Genomic DNA, 18119 nt, shown 5'->3' on the forward strand with positions numbered 1-18119 from the left:
GCTTTTATCAATGGAGGATATTCTATAAATTCATTCATGCTTTTTTACCTCAACCAATAAAGTTAGATGAGAGTTTCCATGTGCAAGTGCTGTTTTACGGGATGATGTCAACACATTGACACAACCACCCCAATCAACACCATTTTTATCCGGTTGCCACCATGCACCGGTTGGCATTGCTACCACACCGGGAATAATACGTTGGGTAACCTCAGCAGGAACCATAGAAATACCACGATCATTAAATACACGGACTAAATCCCCCGGTTCAATATTGCGTTTCTGCGCATCCAGAGGGTGAATCCATAATTTCTGGGTTTGAACTTCCTGTACCCAAGGGTTTGAATATTGGGTTGAATTGGAACGGTTTTTCCCTTTCCAGGTAATTAATTGCAATGGATATTTTTCGGTTAATTTATCCTCCGGCCCTTCAAATGCAGGTACATAATGTGACAGTGCCGGGATTTCAGGATTTTGCATGTCATACAGACGTTTAGAAAATATCTCTATTTTTCCTGATGGTGTTGGGAATGGATGATTTTCCGGATCACGAATATTGTCTTCAAAAGCCACGTAAGGCGGTATTTTGAAAAGATGTTTATGCGTACTTTGTAATTCTTCAAAAGTTGGCAAATTTGCTTCCGGCATTACCTGACGATTAGATTCCATAATATGGGCTATCCACTCTTTTTCGTCACGACCTTCACTGAACTCGCGTTCAACACCCAATTTTGCTGCAACTTCGCGTATCCATTCATAATCAGAACGCCGTTCGAATGCAGGTTCAATCAGCTTTGATGACAGAATGAAATAACTGCCGGTACCCCAAGGATAAGCTATATTCCAGCGTTCCATAAAACTGGTTTCCGGCAATAAGATATCTGCATATCGGGCACTGGGCGCCAGGTAAAGATCACTGGAGACAATGAACTCAATTTTAGATTCATCTGCCAATATTTTGACTGCCTGGTTGATATCTGGGTTTTGATTTGCAAGATAATTACCCGCAAGTGAGAATAACACACTGATATTGGTGTTTAATTTATCTGCATTAACCAAACCCTCCTCCGGGGTAACTTTACTGGCATCATCGGAGGCCTGAACCCAATTCATAACGGAGATTTTTTCTTTTACCGGGTTTTTACCAAGATCAAGCCCGTACAGATACTTATTCCCCGCAACACCGCCGAAACCTGCGGCCCACCCGCCTTTTTTACCCACATTACCGGTTATTGTGGCTAAAATTGTTGAGCCACGTGCGACACGTTCACCACAGATATGACGTTGTGGCCCCCATCCCTGCATCAGGGCTGCGGGTTTAGTGCTGGCGTATTCACGGGCAAGCTGACGAATTGTATTTGCCGGCACTTTAGTGATTTTTTCAGCCCATTCGGGTGTTTTTACAACGCCATCTTTAGCGCCTGTCAAATAAGCAACCAAAGATTCATTGGCAGGAACCCCCTCCGGCATATTGTTTTCATCAAAACCAATCGTATAACGATCAATAAACTCTTTATCGTGCAGATTTTCACTGACAATCACATACATCATTGCATCCATCATCGCGTTATCGGTTGTTGGAAGCAAAGGAATCCATTGGTCAGCCAGCGAGGAAGCCGAATCGGAATAACGGGGATCGACAACAATAAATTTGGTGCCGTTTTTCTTCATTTTTTGGAAATAGTGATTGGTGTGACCAAAAATAGTTTCAGCCGGATTATGGCCCCAAAGAATCACTAATGGCGTATCTTCCAGGGTATCCAATGTACTGCCTGAAGTTGCCACACCATAGGTATAAGGTGTCGCTGCCGCTGTATTGCCCATACTCACGGAATGATAATATTGTAAATGCCCGCCGGTAATATTCAGTAAACGACGCAACATTTTATCGCCGGATGATACACCACCGATGACTGCGGTATTAACGCTGACATAGCGACAAGCCGGGCCATATTTCTCAGTAATGTGTTTCAGCTTGTCTGCAATAATGGTTGTTGCCTCATCCCAGGAGATTCGCTCAAACCTCCCCTCTCCCCGCTTGCCAACCCGTTTCATCGGATATTTTAAGCGGTCAGGGTTATAAACAAATTTGCGATAACCCTTGCCACGAACGCAAGCCCGCATAACCGGCATAGCTTCATCAAGTTCATGATCCGGTCTGGTGGTTATCCGGGTGACTACCCCATCTTTAACATGGGCGCGGATATCACATCTTCCCCCGCAATCAAAGGTACTACAGGTTGGTACGACTTTTGTTTCGCCGGTATCGATAACGCTAACTGGCAGAGATTCTTGGGTTTTTTTCTCCTCTGCAACCGTTGTGCGGGCAGAAACAAAAGGGACAGAGATAAGTGCTGCACTGGCCTGAACAAAACGACGACGGCTGACCACTAACTCATCACTTATTTTTTTATTTTTCATATTAGCCTCCACATTGCATTTCATGAGTATGATGCATGTTATGCAGGAAAAACGGGGCGAATTTTGATAGCACTCAAGTATAAATATAGTTTAGTTCACATTTTCTTGGAAAATTTTACTAAATCTGGTTAACCCGTTAGTGCTGAAACGAATAAAAGTATAAAACATGGTTACAACATATTTAACTATAATTGGGAATAGGTCGAAATGAAGCCAGCATTACCAGACGCCGTTGCATCTTTAAAAATCACCTTGCCGGTAATAGAGGGATTTATAAAAGCAATTTCCACTTTACCACTGACGTTGGCCGCCAATAATGGGAGCTTATTACTTAAATCTCACAATATTGATGAAGTTCTGATAAATATTTTATACAAATACTCAATTGTAGTTATCTCTCTCACTTCAAACTTATGGTGAGAACAAATAGGATATTCAATAGAATAAGTCTGCCAACGACTGAATGACTACCAGAGGATTCTATAACAATAAACATATCTCCGTATCTGGACAGGATTATTTCCGTAAGAATCAATACCAAACGTTGATTAATCAGCAATATCAATTTAAAAAATGAGATATTATTGGAGAGAGAATAATGAAAAGAGTAATAAAAAACATATTTTTATTCACTGGTTTTATAGTTGGCAATTTAACATTATCTCACGCAGCGACTATTCCAGAAAATACAATGTTGGCAGTTAAGCAAGATATCGTTCGTAATAATGGTTCAGAACCTGCGTCTCTTGATGTCCATAAAGTTGAAAATGATGTTGAATTTAATATTATTCATGACTTTTTCAGTGGGTTAGTCAGCACAGGCAATGACGGAAAAATCAATCCTGATTTAGCGACTCGTTGGGAAACTAAAGATAATAAAGTTTGGTTATTTCATCTACGAGAAGGCATAAAATGGTCTGATGGCTCACCTATTACTGCCCATGATGTTGTTTTTAGTTGGCGACGTTTAGTTGACCCACAAATTGCGTCGCCATACGGCAGTTATCTTGGAAACATGCATATAATCAATGCTAAAGATATTGTTTCCGGCAAGAAAAAAACCGATGAATTAGGTGTTAAAGCATTGAATAATTTGACAGTGGAAGTCATATTAGAACGGCCCGTATCCTATTTTTTACAGATGCTGGCTTATCCTGTTATGGTGCCTGTCAGCCAAAAGGCGGTTGAAAAATATGGTGATAAATGGACTCACCCAGATGTATTTGTTAGTAGTGGGCCATTTAAATTATCTGAATGGGTGGTTAATGAAAAAGTCGTTGGCGTCAGGAATTCTCAATATTGGGACAATGCACATACTGTTATTAATAAAGTGACTTATCTTCCCATCGCATCGGAAACAGCAGACGTGAATCGTTATCTGGCCGGAGAGATAGATATAACCAAGAATATCCCCTCAGTTTTATTTCAATCTTTAAAAACTAAATTAGGCAACCAGGTTCACATTACACCCGCATTAGGGGTTTATTATTACGATCTTAATAACCAAAGAGCACCTTTTAATGATGTCAGGGTAAGACAAGCATTAAATTTGGCTTTAGATAAAGAGATCATAGCAAACAAAGTCTTAGGACAAGGCCAAGAACCTGCCTATAACCATACCCCACCCAATACCGGAGGAATGAATTTGGAGCAGCCTGATTATGCATTATGGACGCAGCAGGCAAGAATTGAAAAAGCCAGGCAGTTATTAAATGAAGCCGGTTATAATAGAGATAACCCATTGAAATTTAAACTTCTTTATAATACATCAGAGGAGCATAAAAGAATTGCGATTGCCGCGACTTCAATGTGGAAAAAAAATCTGGGTGTAGATATTGTTTTGCAGAATCAAGAACGAAAAGCATTGTTGGATGTCATTCATCAAGGTAATTTTGAGATGGTGAGATATGCACGGATTGCTGATTATAATAATCCTGCATCGTTTTTAAATAATTTTGTGACTAATAGCTCTAATAATACTTTCTTATATAGCAATGAAACTTATGATGATTTGATAAATAAAGCCAAAGCAACAAATGATCGAAAATATTTTCAGCAAGCAGAAAATATTCTGGCAAAAGATGTACCCTCAATTCCCGTTTATTACTACATTGGTACCAGATTAGTAAAACCTTATATTGGTGGATATTATCTGAGTCCACTCGGTTTTGTGTCGTCGAAAGATCTCTATGTTATTAAGCATTAGCAGAATATTATTATCATATTTAAATGGATATTACGGTTTTAAACAGTTTGATTTGTTTTAGACCGTAATATATTGGCAAGCCATAATAGTTTAATATGAAAATTACAATATATTTAAATTGTAAATTACGTATAATCTTAGTTTAAAATTATATAATTAATATCTGAGCTATATTTACCTAGCATTTCTCTGCACAAATAATCCAAAGCATCATCATCTAAATCACCATCATATTCAATCATAATTATTCCATGATCATCATAGGGATCATCCCAGTTCGCCAGATTAAGATATTCATTAATATAAGATTTAATTTCCTTCTTAATAGATGGAGTTGATGTGCTGACAAATATATCAATCATTATCACTTTTGACATAATTTCACCCTGCAATATTCATTTAGAATACAGTTGTGTATTACTTAAATCTGTTTAAAATTCAACTGGCTTTCAATTGATTAATGTAACCCCTATGTTTGCGAGAAAAAAATATTTCTCTAATTAAACAATAGCAGAACTATAATAATTATATCGAGCCATCAATTATTGAATATTCCACCAAATATCTAATATGGGAACAGAATGGTACTGTTCCCATCTATTACTTATTTCCATCCAAACAGTTAATACATGTTATTTACTTCAATGTATCGTTAAATGTTACAGGATCATCACGATAAGCGTTGAGTTTATTTCTAACCCAAGGGTCAGGGTTACCTACTGTTGAGACAATACCGATAGTTTCAGCACATTCTGGTCACCAGAACTTATCGTGATAGAGCCAGGCACAGAAACGACATAAACTGTTTTCGAGACGATAAAATTGCTGGCTTCAACAGTGTAGGTACTTGGCTTGACAGAAACCGGCCACGTTGAACTTCCTGATATCATCTGGATTTGTTGTTCATATTCCATCTCTTCAGATGATAATCGGATTGGTAATCCACCTTGCAACACATCACTGGTTTCTATTGTCACCGTTAATTCAGGGAAATCAGTTGTATCTACATTATCTATTGTGACTAAATTGGCAGTGTATCTGACATCCATTAGTTCATTTTGTAATTCCACCGGAAGAACATCAAAGGTGTATACCTGGTTATTGAGGTTTACAGTGTCAATAACAATATTAACGACTCCGCTACTGTTTAATTTGCGTAACTGGGTGGTTTCATTCACTTTAGTAAAGAAATTAGCAATTATGTCACCGTGTATCGCATCTAATACCGTAACGTTCAATATCTCATGTTCAAGCCCTGGAATATCATCAACGGTAAAATTAATGGAGCAGTAGTATTCAACTTGACCAAAGTCGATCGACGCCTCTGCTGTTTCGCCTGTAATAACCTCTATCGTAGCCGGAGTAATTAACACCGGAGCCACCACAGTTAAATCTGCATTTTCCACATCTGGAGCACTCAATGAATAGTCACCAGCCAGGATGCTTTCCAGCTGAGTTGTGCCCATTACCATATTTACTGATACTGAATACCCGCCTGCGGTAGTAAACAACACAGTAGGTTGAAGGTTATCCAATGCAGAATCAGGTGATGCTGCACAGGTAATATTAACCGTGCCATTGATCTCTGGTGCACTGTCTACGGCAAAAACAAAGGAATCAAGATATTTATTGGGATCTGTTGTCAGATCGCCATTAACACCAATGGTTATTGAATCTGAATCAATAAATACATATGGATTTGGAAAGGTTATTGTTACCGTTACAGAAGATGTATTGGCATCAATAGAGACATTTTGAACGTCAACACTCCAATTTTGCCATTCAGAAAATGACAGATTTATATAGGTTGACGATATTGAAGCCGGAGAAAGAAAGTTAAAACTTAGATAGTTATCAATATGAACCTGGTATCCGGTATCATAATGTAAGTTATTGACAGTAATGGAACCATAATACGGTGTAGCACCAGGATCCACGACAGCATTATATAAAATACTCACTATAACCTCTGCTATATATCAAAATTGAAATAATATCCCTTGGAGTTGTAGGGACTGCTTTTCCCCAATAGAAAGCGGATGAGTTAGCTTTCTGAGTAGAAATTGATAATTCAATTTATCCTGATGAAGTTAAATTAAAAATAGAGAATTAATATAGTAGAAAATTTAACTTTACTAAATTAATATCTTTTTTATATATTTTTACGATATGATTTAATATTTTCATCAATCTATATCGATAGTTTTTACCATTCAGGTTATCTGCATAAGAATAGACCTCCAAAAACACATCACCATAACTATAAGTAAGTGTTTTTAAATTAATAAATGCTATCAAAACGCACAGGTTGTTTATAGCATAAACTATGTCAAATAAATTAAGAAAATCATATCCTTTTATATTACAAAAAATAATGACAGGCACATTTTAGACAAAACTTCAATAGCTTAATGTAATTAGATTGTTAATCAATTTATGAAATGGATAATCATATTATATTCACCTAAAATGAATGATTAAGTCCCGGGGCTTTATTTGTCATAGATAAATCATCCTATCTGATGGAGGACACTATTATGTATAAACATAAAGTGAGAAATATGACTTTAGCCACTACGATAATTGCAGCTTTATTTAATGGTGCCTGGGCTCATGGTTATATTGATAGTCCAGGAAGTCGAGCATTCCTTTGTTCTGCTCAGGGAAATAAACAAAATACGGATTGTGGGCTGGTTAAATATGAGCCTCAATCTCTTGAAGCTAAAAAAGGCTTCCCACAAGCAGGTCCCGAAGATGGTCACATTGCCAGTGCTGGTATTGGTCACTTTGGTGAGTTGGATGCCCAAACAGAAGATCGCTGGAAAAAAATCCCTATTACTACCGGTAATATTGAGTTCAAATGGGAAATTGTCATTCAACACAAAACTGCAAGCTGGGAATATTTTATTACCAAACCAAACTGGGATCCCAATAAGCCTTTAACCAGAGAGCAATTTAATAGCACACCTTTCTGTTTTGAGGATTACCAGGAGAAAATGCCAGGGAATCAAGTTATTAATAAATGTACCTTACCAGAAGGATATCAAGGTTATCACGTTATACTGGGTGTCTGGACCATTGCAGATACCCTTAACGCATTTTACCAAGTCATTGATACAACAATTAATCCTGCCTGATATTTAGTACATATTATATAATAATTTGGGAACAGCATGGCGCTGTTCCTTTTAATTGTTCCTCTGGTTGTTTTATGGCGATAGGCTGATTTGTATTAATTTTGAGATAAGGGACTGTCATCAGCCTAAAATAATATGAGGCACACATAACGATGTGTCCTTTGTTATTCGGCCAACATCTTCCCTCACCGATAAACCAGCCGGTCTGTCATTAATGAGCCAACTGCCGATAAGAACATGATTATCACCGAACTTTGGTAACGGGCTATATTGTTGCACGATGTAACCTTCTTCCCCATAAGGCCCACCGACTTTCTCAATCACCTTGCCATTCTTGTGAATACTGATGTTCGAACCTTCGCGGCTAAATATTGGCTTTATTACATAATGCGTCAAGCGTTTAGCTTTCGGGTCATCAGCAAAGTAAGATTCAAGCAGGTTTGGGTGCCCTGGGAACATTTCCCAAAGCAGCGGTAAAATTGATTTATTCGAGGTAATACACTTCCACATTGGCTCAAACCAGTTAACGCCAGCGGTTGCCAAGTGTTGAGCATACTCTTCGCGAAACATAAACTCCCACGGGTACAGCTTGAATATAGAGTCGATGATCTTGCTATTGTTGTCGGTAAACTTACCGCATTCACTCAGACCAATATCTTCAACATAGACAAATTCTGTATGAATGCCGGCATCTTTGGCGCAATCAGCCATGTACTCGACCGTACCCCGGTCTTCTTCTGTATCCTTACAACATGCAAAGTGAAGCGTATTGAATGGCAGGAACGGTTTAAGCTCATAGAAGCGATTCACAAGTAATTCTTGTAATAAGTTGAACTGGTCCGCAGAGCGTGGCACTTCTCCACGGTCAACTTTGTCTTCCAGCCACAACCAGCTAAAGAAGCCAAGTTCATAGATCGAGGTCGGTGTATCTGAGTTGAATTCTAATAATTTCGCCGGATTTTTACCGTCGTAGGCAAAATCGAGTCGGCTATACAGGCTCGGATCCTGGCGCTCCCAAGATTCACGAACCAACGACCACATTGTTTCTGGAATTTGGAATTTAGCCATCAACTTGTCGCTGTTAACCACTCGCTCTACTGCTTGAAGACCCAGTTGGTGGATTTCCTCTGTTGGATCTTCAATGTGCTCCTCAATCTGCCTGAGAGTGAACTGATAGTAACGGTCTTCCGTCCAGTACGGTTCATCATCAATTGTGTGGAAACCAAAACCAAATTCTTTGGCGCGCACTTTCCAATCATGGCGTGGTGTCGTTGGGATCTGTAGCATGACTTTGACCTCCCGATACTTCTTGTTATCCTGAATTAGCTGTCAAAGCTGGTTAACCACCCCAGCTTGATCTGGCTGAGGATGTTGAGCCAAAACCACCTTTAGACTTGGTAGTTACGATGGGTTTATTGTAGTCAGGGAGCCGGGTGAAACCGTCCTTAGCGCGAGTTGAAGAGCTGATACCAGCACCACCGTAATAGCCTGTTGCAGATTGTTGTTCCCTCTCACGATTTAGGCGTTCTCTATACATTCTTTCCCTATACACACTATCTCTGTCTCTATTCTTGAGCAATTCAGAAGCAATATAAGCAGTCCCTATAGTGCTTAGCGTCGAGTTCATACCCGCAGAAGCATTTGCTGTCCCCGGAGAGATTTCTTGCTTAGTTGGCAGGCGGACGGTTGCCAATGGATGCAAATAACGCGGGTTCATCTCGAACTGGATATTGTCCATATCTGAGTAAGAACCAATCACCTTGCCATCAGCGAAAAACAGACTGCCGTACAGGTCGCTATAGCTTGATGTTGAAGTGAATATGGGTTGGTAGAATACATTGCGGTATTTGTCAGCAATGTTGTACTCATTGAAATACTCAGGCTTTACATCCGCCATCATGAAGGCAGCCATCTTTGGCCGGTAACCAAGCTTGCCCGGCATTTCGTCACACTCACCGTATTCAAGCTTGCACATTGCTTCTTGTCTGAACTTCTGCGATGTCCGATCTGCTTCACGCAATGCTGCCTTATACGTGGCTTCACATTCAGCAGCAATCGTATTCTGTGGATCATTCTGACAAGCCGCTAAATCCTTATAAAGCTTGATTGACAGTCCATCCGTCGATTGACCGCAGCCCACTAGCGAACCAATACTGAGCGCCAGCGAAGTCAGTGAAAAGGTACGCCAATATTTACGTTTGTTTTCAATGTTGATGCCTGTGCTGCGCATTCTGCGCCTTTTGTTCTCGTTCGTCATACAGCCTCTGGATTAGTAAGTCATGCAAGCTGCGTTTAGAAGACCAACAGAGATTGAAACTGCTGCCAGAACTACGGCGGCTGGGATCTCATTGTTCTCAATGCGGGATACAATTTTCGGCATCATGAATACGCGAACCATGAAGAAACCGGCAATCTGCGCCAGTAGTGCAACAACACCCCACATCACGAAATCAATAACGCCTATAGAGTTGCTTGCTGCACTCGCAATGGCGATGGTATAACCTACCAGAGCGCCGCCTAGAGATACTGCGGCGGCCGTATTTTTTTCTTCTTTGATCAACTTCCATTCATCCTGTGGAGTAACCATGACATAGATGAATTTGAATACAATGAAGAAAACAAGCGCCAAACCAAAACACAAGCCAAAGTTGGTTACACTATCAATAAATTGAGTTAAAGCTTGTTCTTCATCTGCGAGTGTAATCATTTATGCTACCACTTTAAAATCTGTTTGATTAAGTTGAATACCGGTGCTTTTTACCATCAGCCGGTCTAAGTTGTTGCCTACAATCTTTTCTTCGCCCGCAATCAACAGCTCCTCTGTTCTGTTATCTGAAACTTGGCGAGTGTAAACCATCATGAATTGGTCAGTTTCAGTAATGGTGCCGTTCTTATGGTAGGTTTTCTCAGTAACAACGACAGGTTTCGTGTTGTCCCACAACCGGGAAAACTTGGTACCGTCGAGGTCATATTGTCCATTCGGTGTGACAATACCGCTTTTAATCAGCGCATCCCACTGAGTTTGGGCGTCGATCGGCTTGGTTTCGTAGAAGTACCAAAGGCTCACCTCTTTCACCCCATCATCGCTTTCGTTTTCTTGAAGCACCTGGAGGTAGCCTTCATCATCGGTGTAGTAACGAACCAAACGTACATTATCGCCAAGATCGACAACACCGACAGAGCATATAAGCTGAGTTGAAGCAGCGTTTTCGATGGTAAGGTCAAACTCGATCAGTTTTAGTATCAACGGGTCTATCTCAAGTGCGCCGCCAATACGCAAACCCAATACTTCTGGTACCTTCGGACCAACAGACGCAATTTCTTTGCTGTTGAATGCTCTCTTAAACGCCTTAGCGATTTTGGAAAACATAGAAACATCCTTTAAATTTACAGAGGAAGACCCCGCTTAAGGAGCAGGATCTTGACTAACAAACCTGGGAGATTACTTGCCAAGAATGCGGGCAAGTTCATCTTCTGCGGACGCGGAGCTTGAAGTAATGCCAGCCTCTTTAAGCCTTTTGTCCAAATCGTTTGAAGTAGCGCTATCGTGAAGCTCTTGTTGGGCCTCGAACTTAGCCGACTTTTCAGCCTGACGCGCTTTGATACGTTCAAGCGAATCAAGCGCAGTAGATGTTTTTGACGACGCGCCAACTACAGAGTTGTGGGTTGCAGCCTGTGCTTTCTGTACTTGTTCAGTGGCCTTAACAAGGTCAACCTGATTCTCAAGCTGAGACACTTTTTCTTTAGCTTCTTGCACAGTACGGCGGTGGGTAGCTTCAGCCGTCTTGAAAGCATCCAGCTGTGATTGCCCTGTTTCCAGTTCGCTACGCAGGCTTGCAACTTTCTGAGCACATTCCAGCGCAAGCCCATTGTCACCTTTATTGGCAGCGGAGCGAGCGTGCCCTTCATATTCGGTGATGCTGGCTGTGATAGCTGAAACCTTTTGCTCTGCCATTTTGCGCTTGGCGATAATACTGATCAAACTGTCATCAGCACGGCGGATTTCTGCTTTAGCCTCACGAATTTCCTGATCAAGAATGGTTAATGCATTCTCGTCAGCTACCGCTTCTACCGCGTTATTTACAGTGCCTTTGATTGCTTTGAAAAGCTTTTTCCATACACTACTCATCGATATTTACCTTATACTGTTATTTCAGAAACTCAGAATATGCATCAAGAAGTTCATTGATGTTGGCGAACAACATAGAGACTTCAATGACAACACTCTCCACTTTTGATTCCGAAGACAGAGCGCCAAAAGCGGTATAATAAGATTGACCATCTACTTCGGTAATTCCAACAGAGGTCAGAGGGATCATCTTATGCGTTTCTAAAATGAATTTATTTAAGGCGGCAGTATCCGAAACATGCTCTTCCGCGAATATTAACGCTTCTACTGTGATTTGTTTTCCACAAATTGCCAGATGCGCCTTAACACCATCTTCATTAGTGATAACAAGGCACTCACCTGTTGGCTCTACAGTCCAGTTATTATCAGACTTTTTAAGAGCGGTAATGACTTGATTTAATTCCAAGCTATCTACTCCAATAGTTTGCGTGATTTTCCAGTAACACGCCATATGTTACGTTCAAGTGATTATAAACTTAGCACTTAATCACATTAATTCTAACAACTATTATACTTAAATAAATAGTAGATCACTTAAGGGATTCAATTTAGTTTGGTTTGAGAAATCTGAACTTTTGTCAACTCAACCACCGAAAGTACGCAATGTCAGCCAACAAGCCGTAATGAACAGGATGACAGCAACAACACATTCCATAATGCAACGCTGCCAGGGTTTCGATATGCAGGCCGAGAACCAGCGGGAGCTATAGGCCAGACCGTAGAACCATATGGCCGAGGCCGCAAGCGCGCCAGCTACGAACAAAATCCGATGATTGGCAGGATAAGGCGCTGCTGTTGATCCCAGGATAACAACAGTTTCCAGCAGAGCTAAAGGATTAAGAAACGAAAGACCAAGCCCGCGTTTCACCATGTCGAAGGGACGGGTATTTTGTTGCTCGCCAAGGGAAACAATCGCCCCACCCTCATTCATAGCCCGGCGCCCCGCCTGAAACGTCAGAAATAGCAGGAACATTACTGTGAGTAACGTCAAAGCCACCGTAATTCCCCGGTTTAACGCAATGATACTTCCAACACCCAACGCACCTGTGATAATCAGGATTACATCACAAATCACGAAAACTGAAGCGAGCAAACCAACACGGTCGTTCAACAAGCCAACCCGGAGGATTTCCATGTTTTGTGGGCCAATCGAAACAACAAGCCCTAAGCAAAGAATAAAACCATTAACTAACGCTAACATAATCTTTCCAAAGTATTGTTTCTATATCACCCGGTATATCCAGATTTGCAGGAAAATCGGGATAACGGATCGTTTTGCCATCGCGTTCAAAAATTGCTATCCCCAAATCAGTGTCGTAGTGTGTTATGTCTTCCCTGCGCACTTTTCCTACTTTAGTATCCATGACAAATCGCGTGGAATTTATCCAAGATGGGCTACGCCAATTCAATTCGTTGATGATGTTTATCAAACGAGCCAAATTTATGCGAAATGGTGCCGAAAAATTAATTGGATCAGGGATGAAAACAGAGAGGTTTCTAATTCCGAGGCGATCTAGTGTTTCAAGATGCCTTCTCAAGATTTCTGGATGATCATTTATTTGCCGAAGTATAGGAAATTGATTATAGCATGGTATCCCCGCTCTCTGAATACGCTTAATCATCTTTCGAACGACGTCACAGAGTTCATACGGGTGTGTCAGATGAAATACAAGACGTACCCCGGCAGATGCTAGAAGTTTTAATTTCTCATCACTTTTAAAGACTTGGGGGGAATAGCTGATTGTTTTTGTGTGGATTCGGATTGATCTCACTTGTTTATGGGATTTTATCGTAGAAAAGATGCTTTTTAATAACTCCGTAGGAAGTGTCATCGGGTCACCACCAGATAGAATCACCTCCTCTACATCAGGATGCGTACTGAGATAGGAATCCAATTCCAATATCGCCTTATCAAAAATTTTCTTTCCGGTTTCGTGTTGTTCAGAAAGAACATCTTGGCGAAAACAATATTGGCAATGTGATGCACATGTTGAGGTAGGCATGAATAACATTCGGTTCCGATACTTCTGGATAATGTTGCCAAGAGCATCGTCAGGCATATTTTCGCGGTCATCGACAAAATCAGCTACCTCACCAGGTGCGCGCACCAATAAACGTTCTTTCGTTGGATAAACCATCCGATGAAGCGGGCCTTCAGTATGGCCGAGTGCGGTAATTTCCTCGTCAATTTTTCGCTGAAAGAACCTGGTTACCTTAATCGGTAAAAGATGATCGCGAGCATTCAGCAATCTGAACGCTTCATTAATTTTTAACTGTTGCGTTGGGCTTGTTCGTAAATGCCCAGTGTCCTCTTTGATTATTAAATTGTTCATAATATCGACCTCAAAACAACATTGACACAGTAAATTAACTTGCTGGTAAGTCGCGGTGATGCCTTTAAGCATAGGATAAGGAATATTATTGCACTATTAACACCATCACAATTATTAATTAAATTTATGTTTTTGTCAGAATATTCTGGAGTAAACCTTAGAATATGACTTCTCTTTTCCTGATTAAAATTTCTTTACCTACGTTTATGCTCTGTTCTGATTGAAATATCATGGATGCTATCAGTCGAGATTATAATCATTCTAACTATGCACCATATTGAATATTATATAATTAATATTTTTATGAAGTTTAATATAAAAATCATAACTGAATTAAATTCCCAGGTGGATTCACATAATAAGTGCAACATAATATTCAGGTCTCTGAAAAAACCGTTAGGCTAATTTGTTAATAAATATCGTATACAATTTTACCTTTTTGGATTAATTTTTTAGTGAGATTATCAGCAAACGCCTTTACATTAAATAATGCCTGTACTATAAATTTCTCAGATATATAAAATTCATCGAATATAGTATCTGAAATAAAATATTTGATATGTATTTATTTCGACGCTATTGATAGTAAATTAGCAACTCAAAAAATCATTGAATATTTCTTGAAAATTAAATAATTGAAGCTAGAATATTTATATAGCCTACCTCATTGACTTTGACTTCCACGGTCTGTTTGGATGTTGGAAGTGAAGCATAATTATGAAAGTATATTCGGCATTTCCCTTTACAAGACGATGTTAAAACGGAGAAAAAAATGACTTTAGACACTAATAAATTACAATCCAAATTGTATGACTGTATAGCCAAATCGGATTATAATAACGCACAAGAAATTCTTAATTCTTTTAATTCTGAAAATTTACTCATCAAAAGAGTTATAAATTCACTATTGATAGCATCTAATCCTAATATATTATCATTCGCATATTTTCTTTGGCGAACAGGCAACTCTCTTTCTGTAACTGAATTCTTTCCTAAAGAATTTGTAAATATCCTAGATGGGGGATTTAAAACAATAACCAATCAAAGATACGATGTTCCTTTGAAGCTTGGTACCGGCACTGATGGTGATGGCGATCACACAGCTTATGGCGGCACAGCAGACACAGATCGCCTCTCTTGGAAATTTGTACCATCTGAATATGGCAATGTTATTTTTTTCACTATTTATAATAAAGCATACAATGTCCCTCTAAAGCTTGGTACCGGCACTGATGGTGATGGCGATCACACAGCTTATGGCGGTGCAGCAGACACAGATCGCTGTTCTTGGCTACTTGTGCCAAGACAGTATGATAACAACACTCTTTTCACTATTTATAATAAAGCATACAATGTCCCTCTAAAGCTTGGTACCGGCACTGATAGTGATGGTGATCACACAGCTTATGGTGGTGCAGCAGATACAGAACGCTGCTCTTGGCAAATTAATTCCATATAATTTGAACTGTAAATCTAAGAACTACGATAAAATATCGGATAAAAGCACAGCTTCGATTATTTTTTACCTAAAAATAACAGGCACCGGACTATTAGAACTCCTGTTTCGATAGTCCTACTTCTCTAATTATTATTTTTTCTGCTTGCAACGACTGAGCTTTCGTCAACTTTTGAATATTCAGATTTTATTTCTAACTTGATATAAAGCCTGCGAGATACTGTTCAACCACCGAAAGTACGCAATGTCAGCCAACAAGCCGTAATGAACAGGATGACAGAAACAACAATTTCTTTACCTACTTTTATGCTCTGTTCTGACTGAAATATCAGGGATGCTATCAGTCGGGATTATAATCATTCTAACTATGCACTATATTGAATATTCTATAATTAATATCTTTATGAAGTTTAATATAAAAATCATAACTGAATTAAATTCTCAAGGAGTTAAATCATAAGCCTTGCTTATAAACCAAATATTAATATAATGAAAAACAAGAATGTATTTTATAACCAAAAATAAGGTAACTAAAATGACAATATCATTGGAAAATAATATAGATGTACAAGACAATAATATTAAATTACACCTTTTGACTTTAGAAGCGTTAGATATGATTAAAAAGAAAAATTTTAATCAGTCAGATTCTGTGTCTCCACAAGGTGTTGTATCCAGTGTATTAAGTATTTTATTAAAACTGACGTACAAAAAACTGACAGAACCTAAAGAAGTCGATGTCATTGGAATTATTCAAGATACATTAATTAAATATACTAGTGAATGGTTAGAAGCAGAGTATCAAGCCGTAAGAAAAGATGCGGAAAGTTTACAAGATGCCATCTCATCTTATCAAAAAAATCCCACAGATGAAGCAAGACAATTAATTGTGGTTCGTAATGAGATCGCGATAGCGGATATGCGTCGTTTGTGTATTCTCAGCATTAGTACAGCGAAAAAGAACAGTATTCCTCTCTTATCCAGCATTTGTGCCCTTTCCTGTTTATTATATTTCTTTACATTAAGAGATACCTTGGTTAATGGATCGGAATGGGGTTATTCACTTCATGATCTTCAAAAATACAGCAAAGCAATAGCCGAACAAGCAGATATTATGTTTAACGATATTCTAATTGCCGCTCTTAATAACTATAACAGTGAAGATTTTTATGAGCCGGAGACACAGGCAAAGCGTTCAATAATATATTGGACAAGTGACTATACTAATATTCAATCCCATTTAACTTTTGGCGCACAACGAAAATCTTCGCGTGTCTGTTTAGATCCAAGTGACACAGATAATTTATTTATCGACCATAACTACAATAATATTTTTCTCGGCGATGTATTTTTGAATGGTAGTAGGTCATCTAGAAATGGTGGCTATAATTATCTTTCAGCAACAGAACCGCAAACATATGAGAGTGGCCCGACTCAAATTACCTTACAGGTTAAATCGGCAGGACGGTATCGTTTACGAATGTATTATGCCTATATGTCAGATTCATTCAATTTTGATTCGGCAATTCAAATGAAGCTAGAACAATCAAACAGCACTATTTTCGATCAAAATATCAAATTCTTTACCGAAAAAGTTTTAACACCTTATAAATCAGGTTCAAACTACGGACCGGTTGTATATCGGACAACTGAGGTTGATTTAAAGGCTGGGCCTCTATTGTTAACATTACATGAAGAAGAAGGTAAACGTCTATCTGGTTATGGGTTAATTCAGCATATCGAATTTTTAGGACTATAATATTGCATGAGATTGTTACCGAGGCCTTGGTAACAATCTCCTTTATTTCTTGCTGCTCTTGCCAAATAGCATACAGTATAGACTTTTAGAATGGGGTAGTGACCGGGTAGCTGGTCACTACCCCAAGTTGTCGGCTTGGCACTGGGCATTCCTATTGCTCTCATTTCGGCCTTTTGCATAGTAACTCTTTGCTCGTTGAACAACCCCAAACAGCAACAAAAACAAGTTTTGTTACTGACCGGCGTTATTGAGCATCGCCCCATTGCTTGCGGGTGTAACGGACGATGCCGCCGCAGTGAGAACGTAGCCGGTCAGTTCTTCATCGAGAATTTCACTGATGCTCTTGGTAGACACATTGCCAGCAAGTCCCTCGTGGATGCGGGTGCCGAGCAGGGTTTTCAGCTCCTTCCATGCCTGATTGGCATCAACATCGCCGGGAAACAGCCTTTCCAGCACGTATTGCTTGATGGTCTTGCCCTGCAAGGCAGCCAGTGCTTTCAAGCTTTGGTGCTGCTGGTCTGTTATGTCGATGGTTAGGCGACTCATGGGATAATCTCCAAAATTACACATTCCCACATTAGCACAATATATATGCTAATGGAGTAAACAGTTGTAAAGGAGCTTGAATTTTGCACTTTTTGTTCTATAATTAAAAGCATGTTGTAACTAATTTTGTTA

Annotated in this window: 17 protein-coding genes; 5 read left to right on the top strand and 12 right to left on the bottom strand. The window is 39.5% G+C overall.

The genetic code is table 11. The features are described 5' to 3' along the window. Nucleotides 1-30: 30 nt before the first annotated feature. Nucleotides 31-2421: a DMSO/selenate family reductase complex A subunit gene (locus LGZ99_RS04545; protein ID WP_081858263.1), complete on the bottom strand. Its 2391-nt coding sequence runs from the start codon at nt 2419-2421 to the stop codon at nt 31-33. Between the two features lie 207 nt (nt 2422-2628). Here LGZ99_RS04545 and LGZ99_RS04550 point away from each other — a divergent pair, with 207 nt between their 5' ends. Both LGZ99_RS04550 and LGZ99_RS04555 read left to right on the top strand, forming a co-directional pair. After that, nucleotides 2629-2841: a hypothetical protein gene (locus tag LGZ99_RS04550; protein WP_036837227.1), complete on the top strand. Its 213-nt coding sequence runs from the start codon at nt 2629-2631 to the stop codon at nt 2839-2841. Between the two features lie 178 nt (nt 2842-3019). Further along, nucleotides 3020-4627 (top strand): ABC transporter substrate-binding protein, encoded by a 1608-nt coding sequence (locus LGZ99_RS04555; RefSeq protein WP_036837225.1) that lies wholly within the window; start codon nt 3020-3022, stop codon nt 4625-4627. Nucleotides 4628-4764: 137 nt separating this feature from the next. Here the strand turns inward: LGZ99_RS04555 and LGZ99_RS04560 are convergent, their stop codons facing one another. Beyond that, nucleotides 4765-5004, bottom strand: a complete 240-nt coding sequence (locus tag LGZ99_RS04560; RefSeq protein WP_021323724.1) for a hypothetical protein — start codon at nt 5002-5004, stop codon at nt 4765-4767. Between the two features lie 339 nt (nt 5005-5343). Further along, entirely contained in the window at nt 5344-6588 is a 1245-nt protein-coding gene (locus tag LGZ99_RS04565) for a hypothetical protein (RefSeq protein ID WP_036837223.1), read from the bottom strand. 576 nt (nt 6589-7164) lie between these two features. On the opposite strand from LGZ99_RS04565, the gene LGZ99_RS04570 reads away from it, so the two are divergent. After that, nucleotides 7165-7764 carry a lytic polysaccharide monooxygenase gene (locus LGZ99_RS04570; protein ID WP_021323726.1) on the top strand — a complete coding sequence of 200 codons (600 nt, stop codon included), beginning with the start codon at nt 7165-7167 and terminating at the stop codon, nt 7762-7764. 120 nt (nt 7765-7884) lie between these two features. Here the strand turns inward: LGZ99_RS04570 and LGZ99_RS04575 are convergent, their stop codons facing one another. The 8 genes from LGZ99_RS04575 to LGZ99_RS04610 all read right to left on the bottom strand — a co-directional run bounded on the left by LGZ99_RS04575 (nt 7885) and on the right by LGZ99_RS04610 (nt 14226). Further along, a complete protein-coding gene (locus LGZ99_RS04575; RefSeq protein WP_036837222.1) occupies nt 7885-9051 on the bottom strand; it encodes a glutathionylspermidine synthase family protein in 1167 nt (388 codons plus the stop codon). A 52-nt stretch (nt 9052-9103) separates the two neighbouring features. Next, nucleotides 9104-10021 carry a DUF1190 domain-containing protein gene (locus tag LGZ99_RS04580; RefSeq protein WP_036837221.1) on the bottom strand — a complete coding sequence of 306 codons (918 nt, stop codon included), beginning with the start codon at nt 10019-10021 and terminating at the stop codon, nt 9104-9106. A gap of 12 nt (nt 10022-10033) precedes the next feature. Next, nucleotides 10034-10471, bottom strand: a complete 438-nt coding sequence (locus LGZ99_RS04585; protein ID WP_023045766.1) for a DUF350 domain-containing protein — start codon at nt 10469-10471, stop codon at nt 10034-10036. Then, nucleotides 10472-11134, bottom strand: a complete 663-nt coding sequence (locus LGZ99_RS04590) for a YjfK family protein (RefSeq protein WP_081858261.1) — start codon at nt 11132-11134, stop codon at nt 10472-10474. A gap of 72 nt (nt 11135-11206) precedes the next feature. Then, nucleotides 11207-11893 (bottom strand): PspA/IM30 family protein, encoded by a 687-nt coding sequence (locus LGZ99_RS04595; protein WP_036837220.1) that lies wholly within the window; start codon nt 11891-11893, stop codon nt 11207-11209. A gap of 19 nt (nt 11894-11912) precedes the next feature. Continuing rightward, on the bottom strand, nt 11913-12299 hold the full coding sequence (locus tag LGZ99_RS04600) for a DUF2170 family protein (RefSeq protein WP_200875267.1): 387 nt from the start codon (nt 12297-12299) through the stop codon (nt 11913-11915). Nucleotides 12300-12476: 177 nt separating this feature from the next. Then, a complete protein-coding gene (locus LGZ99_RS04605; RefSeq protein WP_021323731.1) occupies nt 12477-13094 on the bottom strand; it encodes a LysE/ArgO family amino acid transporter in 618 nt (205 codons plus the stop codon). Next, a complete protein-coding gene (locus tag LGZ99_RS04610; RefSeq protein ID WP_081858260.1) occupies nt 13078-14226 on the bottom strand; it encodes a radical SAM protein in 1149 nt (382 codons plus the stop codon). The genes LGZ99_RS04605 and LGZ99_RS04610 overlap by 17 nt, the downstream gene beginning before the upstream one ends. Before the next feature lie 772 nt (nt 14227-14998). On the opposite strand from LGZ99_RS04610, the gene LGZ99_RS04615 reads away from it, so the two are divergent. Next, the gene (locus tag LGZ99_RS04615) at nt 14999-15685 is read left to right on the top strand and encodes a hypothetical protein (RefSeq protein WP_262978893.1); all 687 of its coding nucleotides are present in this window, start codon (nt 14999-15001) and stop codon (nt 15683-15685) included. 532 nt (nt 15686-16217) lie between these two features. Then, the gene (locus LGZ99_RS04620) at nt 16218-17441 is read left to right on the top strand and encodes a hypothetical protein (RefSeq protein ID WP_036837197.1); all 1224 of its coding nucleotides are present in this window, start codon (nt 16218-16220) and stop codon (nt 17439-17441) included. A 231-nt stretch (nt 17442-17672) separates the two neighbouring features. Here LGZ99_RS04620 and LGZ99_RS04625 read toward each other — a convergent pair whose 3' ends face one another. Next, a complete protein-coding gene (locus tag LGZ99_RS04625) occupies nt 17673-17987 on the bottom strand; it encodes a type II TA system antitoxin, ParD family (RefSeq protein ID WP_200875266.1) in 315 nt (104 codons plus the stop codon). Between the last annotated feature and the right edge of the window lie 132 nt (nt 17988-18119).

This window comes from Photorhabdus temperata, from assembly GCF_025384845.1.
In the GTDB taxonomy this organism is placed as follows: Bacteria; Pseudomonadota; Gammaproteobacteria; order Enterobacterales; family Enterobacteriaceae; genus Photorhabdus; species Photorhabdus temperata.

Bases quoted from the DNA above. Each gene is read 5' to 3' on its own strand.
- LGZ99_RS04585 (WP_023045766.1), bottom strand. From the start codon at position 10,471: ATGATTACACTCGCAGATGAAGAACAAGCTTTAACTCAATTTATTGAT.
- LGZ99_RS04570 (WP_021323726.1), top strand. From the start codon at position 7,165: ATGTATAAACATAAAGTGAGAAATATGACTTTAGCCACTACGATAATT.
- LGZ99_RS04560 (WP_021323724.1), bottom strand. From the start codon at position 5,004: ATGTCAAAAGTGATAATGATTGATATATTTGTCAGCACATCAACTCCA.
- LGZ99_RS04550 (WP_036837227.1), top strand. From the start codon at position 2,629: ATGAAGCCAGCATTACCAGACGCCGTTGCATCTTTAAAAATCACCTTG.
- LGZ99_RS04580 (WP_036837221.1), bottom strand. From the start codon at position 10,021: ATGACGAACGAGAACAAAAGGCGCAGAATGCGCAGCACAGGCATCAAC.
- LGZ99_RS04575 (WP_036837222.1), bottom strand. From the start codon at position 9,051: ATGCTACAGATCCCAACGACACCACGCCATGATTGGAAAGTGCGCGCC.
- LGZ99_RS04615 (WP_262978893.1), top strand. From the start codon at position 14,999: ATGACTTTAGACACTAATAAATTACAATCCAAATTGTATGACTGTATA.
- LGZ99_RS04605 (WP_021323731.1), bottom strand. From the start codon at position 13,094: ATGTTAGCGTTAGTTAATGGTTTTATTCTTTGCTTAGGGCTTGTTGTT.
- LGZ99_RS04610 (WP_081858260.1), bottom strand. From the start codon at position 14,226: ATGAACAATTTAATAATCAAAGAGGACACTGGGCATTTACGAACAAGC.
- LGZ99_RS04595 (WP_036837220.1), bottom strand. From the start codon at position 11,893: ATGAGTAGTGTATGGAAAAAGCTTTTCAAAGCAATCAAAGGCACTGTA.
- LGZ99_RS04590 (WP_081858261.1), bottom strand. From the start codon at position 11,134: ATGTTTTCCAAAATCGCTAAGGCGTTTAAGAGAGCATTCAACAGCAAA.
- LGZ99_RS04545 (WP_081858263.1), bottom strand. From the start codon at position 2,421: ATGAAAAATAAAAAAATAAGTGATGAGTTAGTGGTCAGCCGTCGTCGT.
- LGZ99_RS04625 (WP_200875266.1), bottom strand. From the start codon at position 17,987: ATGAGTCGCCTAACCATCGACATAACAGACCAGCAGCACCAAAGCTTG.
- LGZ99_RS04555 (WP_036837225.1), top strand. From the start codon at position 3,020: ATGAAAAGAGTAATAAAAAACATATTTTTATTCACTGGTTTTATAGTT.
- LGZ99_RS04620 (WP_036837197.1), top strand. From the start codon at position 16,218: ATGACAATATCATTGGAAAATAATATAGATGTACAAGACAATAATATT.